General features: G+C 66.7%; 13 protein-coding genes. 7 read left to right on the forward strand and 6 right to left on the reverse strand.

Annotated elements, in window-relative coordinates; genetic code table 11:
- The first annotated feature begins 55 nt into the window (after positions 1-55).
- The 3 genes from ACYQ0R_RS02950 to ACYQ0R_RS02960 all read left to right on the forward strand — a co-directional run bounded on the left by ACYQ0R_RS02950 (position 56) and on the right by ACYQ0R_RS02960 (position 1,795).
- Positions 56-1,177, forward strand: a complete 1,122-nt coding sequence (locus ACYQ0R_RS02950) for a PGF-CTERM-anchored ABC transporter substrate-binding protein (protein ID WP_459820849.1) — start codon at positions 56-58, stop codon at positions 1,175-1,177.
- Positions 1,178-1,277: 100 nt separating this feature from the next.
- Positions 1,278-1,556: a signal recognition particle subunit SRP19 gene (gene srp19 / locus ACYQ0R_RS02955; RefSeq protein ID WP_459820850.1), complete on the forward strand. Its 279-nt coding sequence runs from the start codon at positions 1,278-1,280 to the stop codon at positions 1,554-1,556.
- Positions 1,557-1,558: 2 nt separating this feature from the next.
- Positions 1,559-1,795, forward strand: a complete 237-nt coding sequence (locus ACYQ0R_RS02960) for an H/ACA ribonucleoprotein complex subunit GAR1 (protein WP_459820851.1) — start codon at positions 1,559-1,561, stop codon at positions 1,793-1,795.
- 64 nt (positions 1,796-1,859) lie between these two features.
- Here the strand turns inward: ACYQ0R_RS02960 and dpsA are convergent, their stop codons facing one another.
- Both dpsA and gpmI read right to left on the reverse strand, forming a co-directional pair.
- A complete protein-coding gene (gene dpsA, locus ACYQ0R_RS02965; RefSeq protein ID WP_459820852.1) occupies positions 1,860-2,399 on the reverse strand; it encodes a DNA starvation/stationary phase protection protein DpsA in 540 nt (179 codons plus the stop codon).
- 174 nt (positions 2,400-2,573) lie between these two features.
- Entirely contained in the window at positions 2,574-4,088 is a 1,515-nt protein-coding gene (gpmI, locus tag ACYQ0R_RS02970) for a 2,3-bisphosphoglycerate-independent phosphoglycerate mutase (RefSeq protein ID WP_459820853.1), read from the reverse strand.
- A gap of 113 nt (positions 4,089-4,201) precedes the next feature.
- Here gpmI and ACYQ0R_RS02975 point away from each other — a divergent pair, with 113 nt between their 5' ends.
- Both ACYQ0R_RS02975 and ACYQ0R_RS02980 read left to right on the forward strand, forming a co-directional pair.
- Positions 4,202-4,867, forward strand: coding sequence for an ArsR/SmtB family transcription factor (locus ACYQ0R_RS02975; RefSeq protein ID WP_459820854.1), 666 nt, complete (start codon positions 4,202-4,204; stop codon positions 4,865-4,867).
- A gap of 128 nt (positions 4,868-4,995) precedes the next feature.
- Positions 4,996-5,916 (forward strand): DMT family transporter, encoded by a 921-nt coding sequence (locus tag ACYQ0R_RS02980; RefSeq protein WP_459820855.1) that lies wholly within the window; start codon positions 4,996-4,998, stop codon positions 5,914-5,916.
- Between the two features lie 14 nt (positions 5,917-5,930).
- On the opposite strand, the gene ACYQ0R_RS02985 is transcribed toward ACYQ0R_RS02980, so the two are convergent.
- Positions 5,931-7,736 (reverse strand): flippase activity-associated protein Agl23, encoded by a 1,806-nt coding sequence (locus ACYQ0R_RS02985; protein ID WP_459820856.1) that lies wholly within the window; start codon positions 7,734-7,736, stop codon positions 5,931-5,933.
- Between the two features lie 205 nt (positions 7,737-7,941).
- On the opposite strand from ACYQ0R_RS02985, the gene ACYQ0R_RS02990 reads away from it, so the two are divergent.
- Complete coding sequence (locus ACYQ0R_RS02990) at positions 7,942-8,559, forward strand: CDP-alcohol phosphatidyltransferase family protein (RefSeq protein WP_459820857.1); 618 nt, start codon at positions 7,942-7,944, stop codon at positions 8,557-8,559.
- 69 nt (positions 8,560-8,628) lie between these two features.
- On the opposite strand, the gene ACYQ0R_RS02995 is transcribed toward ACYQ0R_RS02990, so the two are convergent.
- Positions 8,629-8,823, reverse strand: a complete 195-nt coding sequence (locus ACYQ0R_RS02995) for a DUF7333 family protein (RefSeq protein ID WP_459820858.1) — start codon at positions 8,821-8,823, stop codon at positions 8,629-8,631.
- 73 nt (positions 8,824-8,896) lie between these two features.
- Positions 8,897-9,811 (reverse strand): PhzF family phenazine biosynthesis protein, encoded by a 915-nt coding sequence (locus ACYQ0R_RS03000; protein ID WP_459820859.1) that lies wholly within the window; start codon positions 9,809-9,811, stop codon positions 8,897-8,899.
- Positions 9,812-9,976: 165 nt separating this feature from the next.
- Here ACYQ0R_RS03000 and ACYQ0R_RS03005 point away from each other — a divergent pair, with 165 nt between their 5' ends.
- On the forward strand, positions 9,977-11,326 hold the full coding sequence (locus tag ACYQ0R_RS03005; RefSeq protein WP_459820860.1) for an alkaline phosphatase family protein: 1,350 nt from the start codon (positions 9,977-9,979) through the stop codon (positions 11,324-11,326).
- 28 nt (positions 11,327-11,354) lie between these two features.
- Here ACYQ0R_RS03005 and ACYQ0R_RS03010 read toward each other — a convergent pair whose 3' ends face one another.
- Positions 11,355-12,218 (reverse strand): transcriptional regulator TbsP domain-containing protein, encoded by an 864-nt coding sequence (locus ACYQ0R_RS03010; protein WP_459820861.1) that lies wholly within the window; start codon positions 12,216-12,218, stop codon positions 11,355-11,357.
- Positions 12,219-12,291 lie beyond the last annotated feature (73 nt).

A 12,291-nucleotide genomic window follows, 5' to 3' on the forward strand; every position in this document is an offset into this window, starting at 1 on the left:
CCAACAAAACTTGTAGTAGATAAATACTTATTGGACGGGCACGGCCATCTTTGCGATGCGAAACAGTTCAGGAGTCGTCGTCGCGGTGCTCGTCGTGACCGCCTTCGTCGGCGGGTTCGCGGGGGTTGCGGCGGGATCCGGACCGTCGACGGCCGCGGTCGACGCCCCTGCGGCGGCCGACACCGCCGAACAGTGCGAGTTTCCGATCACCGTCACGGACGCGACCGGCGAGGAGATAACGCTCGAGGGGCCGCCCGAGCGGATCACGACGACGAACCCGTCGGCCGCGCAGACGCTGTGGGCGATCGGCGCGCGGGACCGGGTCGTCGGCGTCACGCAGTTCGCGATGTATCTCGAGGGGGCCGACGAGAAGACCGACGTCTCCGCCGAGTTCGGGATCGACGTGGAGCGAGTCGTCGACACCGAGCCGGATCTGGTGTTGGCACCCAACGCCTCCGCGGAGGACGTCGAGCCGCTTCGCAACGCCGGCGAGACCGTCTACCATTTCCCCGAAGCGACCGACATCGACGACATCGCGCACAAAACCGAGCGGATCGGGCTGTTGACGGGCGAGTGCGAGGCCGCCGCCGAGACGAACGAGTGGATGTACGAGGAGGTCGAGGCCGTCGAGGACAGGACCGCCGACATCGATCGACCGGCCGCGCTGTATCCGCTCGGGTCCGGATTCGTCGCCGCCGGCAACACGTTCATCGACGAGATCATGACGATCGGCGGGGTCGAAAACGTCGCGGCTGCCGAACACGAGGGGTACCCACAGCTCTCCGGCGAGGTCGTCATCGGGATGGATCCCGAGCTGATCCTCGTCACCGATCCCGATGCACCGATACTCGACGAGGAGCCGTACGTGCGGACGACCGCCGGACAGGAGCGGAACGCGGTCGTGATGCAGGTGCATTACCTCAACCAGCCCGCACCGATCAGCGTGGTCGAGTCGACCGCGACGCTCGCCGACGCGGTCGAGGAGTACAACGCCGCCGCGGAGTCGGATGACACTCCGGAGAGTGACGAGACCGACGACGCGGACGACACCGACGCCGAGGACGCCGAGGACGACGCAGTCGACGACGAGGCGCCCGGATTCGGCGTCGTGACCGCGATCGTCGCCGCGCTGCTCGCGACGCTCGCCGCCGCAACGACGGCTCGTCGAGAGCGGTAGCAGCGACGAAGCCGCTCGCTTCCGTCGATCCACTCGTGGCCCATCTCGCGTTTCGTCCCGCAGTCGAAACGACCTTACCCCGCGCGCTCGCTGTGTCGGTATGGTCGAGAACGTCGTGTATCCCGCCTACTTCGACGCGGAGTGCTCCCGGTCGGAGGGTCGTCGCGTGCCGACGGATCTCGCGGTCGAGGACCCGACCGTCGACGAGATCGCGAAGGCGGTCCAGCAGGTCGGCTACGACGCGGTGATAGAGCGCGAGAAGACGTACTCACGGGAGTTCGAACCGCGCGGCGCGGTCGTCGTCCAGGGTACCGAGGACACCGCGAAAAACGACCTCGTCCAGGCGATCGCCGCGTATCTCGGACTCATTCGGGAGTGACGATGCGGCGCGTTGGAACGGTCGTCAGGACCGCACAGGGGCTCGCGATCGCCCGCGTCGACGCCGAGAACGAGAGCGAGCCACCCGAGATCGGGCTGATGGTCGTCGACGAGTCGCTCTCGACGGTCGGTCGCGTGGTCGACGTGTTCGGACCGGTCGAGCGCCCGTACGTCGCCGTGACACCCGCCGATGGTATCACGCTCGCGTCGCTTATGGGTGGGAAGCTGTACGCTCGATGATCCGATCCGGTCTTTATAAAAGAAAGGGCGGTGAGACGAGAGACGACGGCGTCAGCGAGCGCGTCTACTCGAGCTGGACGAGGGTGTCGTCCTCGAGGTAGTGCTCGAGGTGGTGGCCGTGTTCCTCGACGGTCTCGAGCACGTCACGCAGCTGCTCCTCGGTCGTGTAGTCGCCGAGGCTGCTCGCAAGCTGGATATGCTCGCGTAGCGTCTCCGTGATGTCACCGAACATCTCCAGGTCGTTTTCCAGCGACGTCCGGATGTCGTACGCGTCCTTCCCCTCCGGACTGACCGGAGCGTGCTCCTCGTAGTTCGCGCCGCCCGAGAGCGGGACGCCGCCGAGCGCCTGCGCACGCTCCGCGATGACGTCCGCACCCTCCTCGAGATCGGCAGCGACCTCGCCGAGATACTCGTGGATGTCGAGGAACTCCGCGCCCTCGACGAGCCAGTGGTGCTTTTTGATCTGGTGGTACAGCACGTACGTCGCCGCGAGATCCGTGTTGAGCGCGTCGACGAGCTGCTCGGCTTTCTCCTCGGGGATCCGGATCGCCTCGCTCTCGTGAACGTCACCGTACTGCTGACGGGCGTGCTTCTGGGTACTCATTGCATCCCTACGTTCGGCTGCATTCCACTTAAGCGTTGTTACGAACAAAACAAGAGTTTCTAAACTCGAAAAATATTTTTATATATTGGTACCACATCGCACGATCGCTAGCTTGACATCCTGTGCCGGAACCGGAACGCGCTCGGGGTCGTTCGCGTGCCGATGATCGTCCGTTTACCGAAGTAGCGACTCGCCGGTCATCTCGGACGGCTTGTCGATCTCCATGAGTTCGAGCAACGTCGGCGCGACGTCACACAGGGAGCCGTCGGCTCGGATCGAGCGGCCGCCAGCGTCGCCGTCGGGCGTCACGTACACGAACGGGACCGGATTGTACGTGTGCGCGGTGTGTGGGTCGTCCACCGTGCCCATGTCGTCCGCATTGCCGTGGTCCGCCGTGACCACCGCGTGGCCTCCAGCAGCTGCGACGGCGTCGAGGAGACGGTCGAGCTGGTCGTCGACAGTTTCGACGGCCGCCACGGCCGCCTCGAAATCGCCCGTATGCCCGACCATATCCGGGTTCGCGTAGTTCAACACGAGCAGATCCGGATCGTCGCTCTCGATCACGTCGATGGCGGTGTCGGTCACCTCGAGTGCCGACATCTCCGGTTTGTGGTCGTACGTCGCCACGTCGGGGCTTTTCACGATCTCGCGGCGCTCGCCGGGGAACTTCACCTCGCGACCGCCGTTGAGAAAGTAGGTGACGTGGGGGTACTTCTCGGACTCGGCGATCCGGAGCTGTGTGAGCCCCACCTCCGAGACCACCTCGCCGATCGTGTTGACCGGAATCTCCGGCGGGAACGCGACGTCGAACTCGAACGTCTCGTCGTACGCCGTCATCGTTACCAGCTTCACGTCCGGCGCGTCGACGTCGAACGCCCATTCCGGTCGCGTTTCCGACAGCACCCGAACGAGCTGGCGGACGCGGTCAGCACGGAAGTTGAAAAAGACGACCGCATCGCCGTCGCGAAGCGGCTCGCCGCCCTCGACGAGCGTCGGCTCGATGAACTCGTCGGTCTCGCCGCGGGCGTGCGCCTCGCGTGCCGCTGCCTCGGCGGTTGCGGCCGTGTTCGGGGCTTCGCGGTCGACGATCGCGTCGTACGCCCGTTTCGTCCGGTCCCAGTTCTCGTCCCGGTCCATCGCGACGTACCGACCCATCACCGTCGAGACGTCGTCGGTTCCCCGGTCGGCCGCGTGCTCGCTCAGCTCGGCGAGGAACTCGTCAGCGATCTCCGGGGCGGTGTCACGGCCATCGGTGAACGCGTGCGTGGTAGCGGGAACGCCGACCTCGGCCGCCGCGTCGATGAGCGCCTTGAGGTGCGCGAGATCGGAGTGGACCCCCCCGTCGGAGACGAGTCCCATGAAGTGTACGCGACCGTCGTGGTCGGCGGCGTGCTCGAAGGCACCGGCGATCGCGTCGTTGTCGACGAACGAGCCGTCGACGAGCGTGTCCGTGATCCGTGTGTACGCCTGCTTGACCACGCGCCCCGCGCCGATGTTCAGATGCCCGACCTCGGAGTTCCCCATCTGTCCGTCCGGCAGTCCGACCCGCCGCCCGTGAACGACGAGTCGTCCATGCGCGCCTCGATCGGCGGCGGCGTCAAACGTCGACGTGTCGGCGGCTTTCACCGCGTCGCGTCGATCGTGGTCGCCGAGGCCCCATCCGTCGAGAACGATAAGTGCGGTGCGCATACGTCTCCGTTCCCGGCGCAAGGTAACTACTCTTTGCTTCGCGCGATTCGTGACTTTGCTTCGCGCGATTCGTGAAGTCAGCCTTTTACGTATCGGACGCTAACCACACGTTAATGGACTCCGCGGTACTGCTGGATCTCCTCGGGAACGAGAACCGGCGGCGAATTCTCCGGCTTCTCGCCCACAAACCGTGTTACGTGACGGAGATTTCGGAGTACCTCGACGTGAGCCCGAAGGCGGTGATCGACCACCTTCGGAAGCTGGAGGAAGCCGGACTGATCGAGTCGACGACGGACGACAAGCGCCGGAAGTACTTCCGGATCACGCGCAGTCTCCGGCTGGAGGTGAGCGTTTCACCGTACGGCTTCGGTGCCAAGAGCGCGTATCCGGCGAAAAGCAGCCTCGATATGTCCGGACGCTGTCCACACATCTCGATCGACGGTCCTCCCTGTTCGGATCCCGAGCCACCGGACGATATCGCCGAGCTAGCTGCCGAGTACGGTCGGCTACAGGAGATCGACCGCGAGCTCTCGCTGGCTCAGCGATGGGTCCACGGTCGGGTCGAGGACACGCTGGCCGCGATCGACGAACGGCTCGGGACGGAGGTCGACAGCCGGTTTTTCGCCGCCGTCCTCGCCGCACTGGCCGAAACCGATGGGACTCCACGGTCGGTCGCCGACGAGGTCGGTGCCCCGGAAGACAGCGTCGCCGACGCGCTAGAACGTCTCTCCGATGTCGGCGTCATTCGTCGAGACGGTGACGGGTACGCTGTTCGGTGACTCCCCTACGGAACCGACTCCTCCACGGAACCGACTCCCCCACGGAACCGACTCCCCCACGGAACCGACTCCCCCACGAGACCGACCGGTTTCGGAAGTTTTTGAACCGCACCCGTCGGAGTGTTCCCGTGACCCGCTACCGGAACCTCGCGCTGTTCCTCGTCCTCGCTGCGGTGTGGGGCTCCGCGTTCATGGCGATCAACGCCGGGCTGGAGTACTTTCCGCCGGTGCTTTTCGCGGCCCTTCGGTACGATATCGCCGGTGTGATAATGCTCGTATACGCGTGGCACGTCGTCGACGACCCGATCCCACGCGGCCGGAGCGAGTGGACGCTCGTCGCGGTCGGGGCGACGCTGCTAATCGCGGCGTACCACGTGTTCCTCTTCGTCGGCGAGAGCGACCCCGCAGTGACGAGCGCGATCGCTGCCGTGATCGTGAGTCTCTCCCCGGTGCTCACGACGGTGTTCGCGCGAGCGTTTCTCCCGTCCGAGCGGCTCACGCTCGTCGGCGTGATCGGCCTACTCGTCGGACTCGCCGGAGCGACGGTGTTGGCCGCGCCGGATCCGTCAAACCTGACCGGCGACGGAACCGTCGCGAAGTTCCTCGTGTTCCTTGCGGCCGCCGCGTTCGCCCTCGGGAGCGTCCTCACCCGGGCCGTCGAGGCGGAGCTGCCGATAGAGACGATGGAGGCGTGGTCGATGGTCGTCGGCGCGCTCATCATGCACGCCATCGCGGTCGGCGTCGGGGAGTCGATCGACGAGATCGTCTGGACGACCGAGGCGCTGCTGGCACTGGCGTATCTCGCGATCGCGGCCAGCGCGGTCGGCTTTCTCATCTACTTCGATCTCCTCGACCGACTGGGCCCGATCGAGATCAATCTCGTCTCCTACGTCGCACCGATTTTCGCCGCGCTCTCCGGCTGGATATTTTTAAACGAGGGGATCACGCTCACGACGATCGCCGGATTCCTCCTCATCTGCGTCGGGTTCGTGCTCGTGAAGCGGTCGGCTCTCAGGGATGAGCTCCGGCGTCGCGGGCTCGTGTCCTGACTGTTTTAACCGTTTCAGTCGCGTTCGACGGTCGCGAGCGCCTCGGCGTCGACGTACACGACGACCCGGAACGACCAGAGCCGGAGGTCGTGTTCGCGGTCGACGTAGCCGTCGAGATGTGGGTCGACTGCGGAGCGATTGTCGGCGTGGGCGACGACGACCGGCGGCGGATCCGCGAGCGCCTCGGCGTGGTCGGCGTCGGGGGGCACGCTGTCGACGGACGCGTCCGCCCGCTCGAAGTACCACGGCAGCGGCAGTCGGTCGTACCAGCCGCCCGGCGCACCTTTCGTCTCCGCGGCCGTCTCGTCCTCGATATAAAAGGATCCGTCACGGCTGTCGATGTCCGCGCCGACGAACAGCACGTCGACGTCGCGGTCGGCCGTAGCGATGACGGACTCCGCGTCGTCGAGCGACTCGCGGAGGTCGTTGTGCGGCTGTGACCACTGCACCACCTCCGTGTGGTCGGGATCCGCGGAGTTCCAGTACAGCGCCGTCGGCGCGACGACGCCCGCGACCGCGACGAGCAGGACGGCGCTGGCCGCGATCGTCGTCCGGCGGTCCGCCCGATCGACCGCGGCGACCGCCTCGCGGGCCACGTAGGCGACCCCGACCGCGGCGGGAATCGTCAGCGGGAGCACGACGTGGACCGCCGACCACGGGGCGTTGATGTCGGTCGCAGCCGGGTAGCCGACGAGGCTCGCTAGCGCCCAGTAGCTCGCGAACGCGACGAGCGCGCGCGACCGTCCCGACGGCACGTTCGATACCCGACCGTCGTCCACATCGTCCCCGCGTCGGCCGTATCCGTCGACGACGAATCCGACGAGCGCGAAGACGCAGACGACTGCCGCCCCGTGCGCCAGCGTCTCCAGCTCGTGGCCGAGATACTCGAGATACGGGTTATCCTGCATGTCGCCCGTGATCCAGAGGTCGACGAGTGCACGAGCCGATCCGACGGTCGCCTCGTGGACGAGCTCACCCCACAGCGAGGGCGTCCCCAACGCGGTGTACAGCAACGGACGCGGGGCATACAGGAACACGACCACGGCGAGAAACGTGGCCGCAAGCCCGATAGCGTGACCGGGGAGCACGAGGACCGCCGATCGGTCGCCGGAGAGTGTACGAGCCGCGTCGCGAACGCTCGACGCCCACGACCGAAGCGCGTGCGTGAGCGAGTCCCCATCCCGAACGCGCCGAACGAGCCGGTGATCCGCCACCAACACCGCCGCACCGGCGAAACACAGGACGTACAACAGCGTGTTCGCCTTCGTCGACAGTGACAGGGCGAGAAACGCGGCGCTCGGATACAGATACCGAACCCGTCGCGTGTCGAGCGCTCGAACGGCGAACCCGAGCGCGACGAACGCGAACGCGCCGACGAGCACGTCGTTACGCATGAATCGCGAGTAGTACACGAGGAGGGGGTTCGCCGCGAGCAGCGTCGCCAGTGCGACGACCTCGACCCGGTCGAGATGCTCACGAAACAGCCACGCTGCGAGGGGTAACAGCCCGCCGACCACGGCGACGACGAGCCGTGCGGTCGCATCGGTCGGTGGCAGCATGCCGAAGACGGTCGCGTTGACGATACGGAGGAACGGCCCGTGGATGATCGGATCGTACGCGAACTCGCCCGTCTCGGCGTACCGGAGCGTCCAGTACCCGACCCGCCCCTCGTCCCAGTGGAACACTCGCTCGCCGAGTTCCCACAGGCGGACGACGAGCGCGACGAGCGAAACGGTCGTCACGGCAAACAGGAGCCGGGCGTCCGGCGAACCACGGGATGCGGCCGATCGGAGACGACTCCGCAGTGGGGACCGCGACATGACGTGTCGATGCGGGCGGGGAGATACAACTCTTTTCGTTCGCCACGGTCCCGATCCCGCCGGGTATAAGACGCACGGCAGTACACTCCAGCACGAATGGCAGCCGACGGACGACGGAAGCGGAGTCGATGGACGGGCATGCAAACGATGACGCTCGACAAGCTCCGAGAGCAGCGATGACGCTCGACAAGCTCCGAGAGCAGCCATGACGCTCGACAAACTCCGTCCGCTGTCCAACAAGGCGATCGGTCCGTTCGTCTCGGCTGCGAGGCGGCTCGGCATCTCGGCAAACGCGATCACGGTCACCTCGGTGGTCACCGCCGCGGCCGCCGGCTACGTGCTCGTCGTCGCCGGATCGAGCCAGTCGTGGTACCTGCTCGCGTCGGCGCTCGTCTTATTTACCGGGTTTCTTGACGTGCTCGATGGCGCACTGGCTCGCGCGACCGACACCGCGACCGACGCTGGCGACTTCCTCGATCACGTTCTCGACCGCTACGGCGACGTGTTGATCCTGGGCGGCCTCGCGATCGGTGCCGACCAGTACGAGCTCGGCATGCTCGCGCTCACCGGCGTGCTGCTCACGGCGTATCTCGGTACGCAGGGCGACGCGCTCGGACTCGGCCGGATCTACGGCGGGCTGCTCGGGCGGGCCGACATCCTCGTGCTCGTCGGTGTCGTCTGTGCGGTCGCCGCCGTCGCGAACCCGACGCTTCTGTACGGGCTCGACCTCGTCGACGCGACGCTCGTCGTGCTCGCCGTTTTTACACACGTCACCGCGCTCCAGCGGTTCGTCTGGTCGTGGCGCGAACTCACCGAGCACTGACCGCAACGTAGAAAAAACACACCGGGGGCTGGCTGGCCGATCCCGCCCGAACGCCGGCGTGAAGCCTACTCAGCCGTGAGTCGACCGGTACTCACCATGTTTCACGCCGAGGAAAAACGCCACTGCACCGAACGCGATCATCGACGGTGCAACCATCATCAGCGTCGTTTCGAGCACCATCATGCCGCTCCCGACGAGACCCGCGAGACCGACTGCGATCACGAGTACGAGCAGACCGGCGGCGCGTGGAAAGTCGAACTCCATACGATCGCGGATCGGTGTTCCGGAGTCGTAAGGCGTTCGGTCCGGGACGGCTCCGGGGCAGTGCACCGGTCGCTCACGCGACTATCAGGTCGTCGTCGTCCGCGTCGGGGATCCGGATCTCGCCGTCGAGCGAGACGGTCGCCCGGCCGCCGACCCGGACGTCGTCGCCGTCGAGCCGCACCCGGACCGACCCCGGCCTGTCGAGGAAGTGCCCCTGTTCGAGCCGTAGCTCCTCGGGAAACTCGCCGTCGAAGGCGGCGACCTCACGGAGATAGGCGGCACACGCCCCGCTTGCGGTTCCCGTCACGGGGTCCTCGTCGACGCCCAGCGCCGGGACGAACGCACGTCCGTGAAGGGTGGCATCGGCGTCCAGCGCGTCGAAGGTGAACGCATACACCCCCGCAACGTCGAACTCCTCCGACAGCGCCACGACGGCGTCCGTCTCCGGATCGGCCTCCCCGAGCCGCTCGAGGAAGTTGACGGGAACGATGAGAAACGGCAGCCCGGTCGACGCGACCGCCGCCGGAAGGTCCGCGCCGACGTCCCGCAGCGCAGCGGGATCGACCCCGAGCGCCGCACCGAGCCGGCCGTGCTCGACGTCGACACGTCTAACGGTCGGCGGCTGCTGACGCATCCAGACCGTGCCGTCGTCGTCGGCGGTGACCGTCAGCTCCCCGACGTTCGTCTCCAGCGTCTCCTCGCCGGGCGCGAGCGCGTCGTCGGCGACGAGCGTCGCGTAGCTCGCGATCGTGGCGTGGCCACAGAGGTCGACCTCCGTCGTCGGGGAGAAGTACCGGATCCGTCGGTCGGCGTCGCTACCCGCCGACGACTCGGTGAGAAAGGCGGTCTCGGACGCGCCGAGCTCCGCGGCGATCCGTTCCATCTGGTCGTCGCTCAGCCCCTCGGCGTTCGGTACGACGCCGGCGACGTTGCCGGCGAGCGGCTCGTCGGTGAACGCGTCGACGAGCAGCGCGCGTCGCGTTTCCATACCGTCTTCTCTCGACCCGGACCCAAAAGCCTACCCGAGAGAAACGGTCGGACGTTCCCACCGGTCCGAACCGACCGGCCACGCGATTCGAGTGCGGTCGGGAACGAGCGTACAGCCGATAGATCGGATGTCAACTCTTTTGGGCTCTACACCGGAAGGGGTGGTATGGGGCTATTCGACCGGTTACGAGGCGACGACACGCCACGGGTCGCGTTCATCGGGATCGACGGCGTCCCGTACGACCTCGTCCGGAAGGAGCCGGAGACGTTCTCGACGCTGACGACGATCGCCGAGACGGGCTCTAGCGGCGCGATCGACAGCATCATTCCGCCGGATTCCAGCGCCTGCTGGCCGGCGCTCACGAGCGGCGTCAACCCGGGCGAGACGGGCGTGTACGGATTCCAGGACCGCGAAGTCGGCTCGTACGACACGTACGTGCCGATGGGACGAGACGTTCAGGCCAGCCGCGTGTGGGACCGGGCGACCGACGCCGGGCTCGACGCAACGGTGATGAACGTCCCGGTGACGTTCCCGCCACAGCGGGACGTCCAGCGGATGGTCTCCGGCGTGTTGGCACCCGGCGTCGACGAGGCGGCACATCCGGAGGAGCTCCGATCGTACCTCGATGAGTCCGGATACGTCCTCGACGTCAACGCGAAGCTCGGTCATCAGTCGGATAAGTCGGCGTTTCTCGACCACGCACACCGGACGCTCGACCGCCGGGCGGCGGCGTTCGAGCGATACGTAAAACGCGACGACTGGGAGCTGTTCGTCGGCGTGTTCACGACGCCCGACCGGGTCAACCACTTCCTGTGGCGCGAGTACGTCGAGGACGGTCAGTACCGCGACGCGTTCCTCGAGTTCTACGAGACGCTCGACGATCGGATCGGCGAGATCCGACGGGCGCTGCCGGACGACGTTACGCTGGTCGTCGGCTCTCCACACGGGTTCACGACGCTCACATACGACGTCTACTGCAACGAGTGGCTCGAGCAGGAGGGGTGGCTCTCCTACGAAACCGATGACGACCACGCCGCACTCGCCGACATCGACGACGACACCCGGGCGTACTCGCTCATGCCGGGTCGGTTCTATCTCAACCTCGAGGGGCGCGAGCCGCGCGGCGCGGTCCCCGAAGCGGAGTACGACGAGGTCCGCGCCGAACTGAAAGCCGAACTGGAGTCGATGGAGGGGCCGAACGGTCGCTCCGTCATCAGACGCGTGGTCGAGCGGGAGGACGTCTTCCGTGGCGATCACGACGAGATCGCGCCCGACCTCGTCGCCGTCCCGAACGACGGGTTCGACCTCAAATCCGGCTTCAAACCCCACGAAACGGTGTTCGATCCCGACGGCCCCCGAACCGGGATGCACACGTTCGATAACGCGGCGCTGTTCGTGGATCATCCGGATGCGACCGTCGAGGATGCCGATCTGCTCGACGTGGCACCGACTCTGCTGACGCTACTCGACGTCGACTACGGTCGGACGGACGTCGACGGCGCGAGTCTCATCTGACCGCTTTGCAGCCGTCCGTGGAGGTCTCTCAGTCGTCGAGCAGCTCCCGCGTCCGTGCCAACAACGCCGACATCGATGTCGCCTCGACCGAACTGCACACCCGTAGTCGTTTTCGGGGTCGCCCGACTGGCTGGCCGACCCGGTCGGTCGTCACGACGTCGGCGTCGACGAGTCGACGTTTCACACCGGTGAACGTCGCCGAACTCCCGATTCCGGCGTCCTCGCAGGCCCGACGAACGGTGTGGTCGAAACGCTCGTGCCGCGCGCCGACGAGGTACGCACGGATCCGGGGGCCGACGACGTCGGCGTGGGGGTCGGGCGACGCGTCGAGCGCACGCACCACGTCGTCGGCCATCTCGCGCCCACAGCGGTCGAAAAACGCCGCGTACAGCCGATGTCGGCTCGGTGCTGGGATTCGAACGGGGTCGGCCTCCGCTCGTGTCTCGGCGTATCGCCGTCGGAGGCTTGCGTCCGAGCCGACTGCCAGTCGACCGTTCGGCGTCTCGACGACCGCGAACCCCTCGTCCCGCCCGGCGACGACGGCGTTCGGTTGCGGCGTGTCGAGCCGGAGCGGGGCGAGCAGCGCCGCGTCCACGAGCGCCGCGACGCGGCTCGCCTCGTGAAAGCCGTCAATAAGCCTCTCGAACACCTCCTCGCGTACGAGGACGGAGACGGTTGGGTGCGCGTCGACCGCCGACCACGGGGGCACGTCAGCGGCTGCGGCAGATCGGAGCTCGTCCAGTCCCGGATCGGCGAGCGACGGATCGACGTCTTCAAGCGCCAACACGACCGTTTCGAGAAGCCACGGATCGGGGTCGACGACCAGCGGATCGGCGAGCTCGCCGAGCGAAACGGCACCCGATGCCAGCGGAAGCTCCGCCGTCGTCTCCATGACGATGAGAGTGAACCCGTCGGTGGTTAAATCCGCGGTCGATCAGTCCGTCTTTTAGGTCGGCGGCGCGTAC

It is taken from the genome of Halorubrum luteum, assembly GCF_054652935.1.

Coding starts and splice junctions, on each gene's coding strand:
- gpmI (WP_459820853.1), bottom strand. CDS start 4,088: ATGCGCACCGCACTTATCGTTCTCGACGGATGGGGCCTCGGCGACCAC.
- ACYQ0R_RS02990 (WP_459820857.1), top strand. CDS start 7,942: ATGACGCTCGACAAACTCCGTCCGCTGTCCAACAAGGCGATCGGTCCG.
- srp19 (WP_459820850.1), top strand. CDS start 1,278: ATGGTCGAGAACGTCGTGTATCCCGCCTACTTCGACGCGGAGTGCTCC.
- ACYQ0R_RS02985 (WP_459820856.1), bottom strand. CDS start 7,736: ATGTCGCGGTCCCCACTGCGGAGTCGTCTCCGATCGGCCGCATCCCGT.
- ACYQ0R_RS03010 (WP_459820861.1), bottom strand. CDS start 12,218: ATGGAGACGACGGCGGAGCTTCCGCTGGCATCGGGTGCCGTTTCGCTC.
- ACYQ0R_RS02960 (WP_459820851.1), top strand. CDS start 1,559: ATGCGGCGCGTTGGAACGGTCGTCAGGACCGCACAGGGGCTCGCGATC.
- ACYQ0R_RS03005 (WP_459820860.1), top strand. CDS start 9,977: ATGGGGCTATTCGACCGGTTACGAGGCGACGACACGCCACGGGTCGCG.
- ACYQ0R_RS02995 (WP_459820858.1), bottom strand. CDS start 8,823: ATGGAGTTCGACTTTCCACGCGCCGCCGGTCTGCTCGTACTCGTGATC.
- ACYQ0R_RS03000 (WP_459820859.1), bottom strand. CDS start 9,811: ATGGAAACGCGACGCGCGCTGCTCGTCGACGCGTTCACCGACGAGCCG.
- ACYQ0R_RS02950 (WP_459820849.1), top strand. CDS start 56: ATGCGAAACAGTTCAGGAGTCGTCGTCGCGGTGCTCGTCGTGACCGCC.
- dpsA (WP_459820852.1), bottom strand. CDS start 2,399: ATGAGTACCCAGAAGCACGCCCGTCAGCAGTACGGTGACGTTCACGAG.
- ACYQ0R_RS02975 (WP_459820854.1), top strand. CDS start 4,202: ATGGACTCCGCGGTACTGCTGGATCTCCTCGGGAACGAGAACCGGCGG.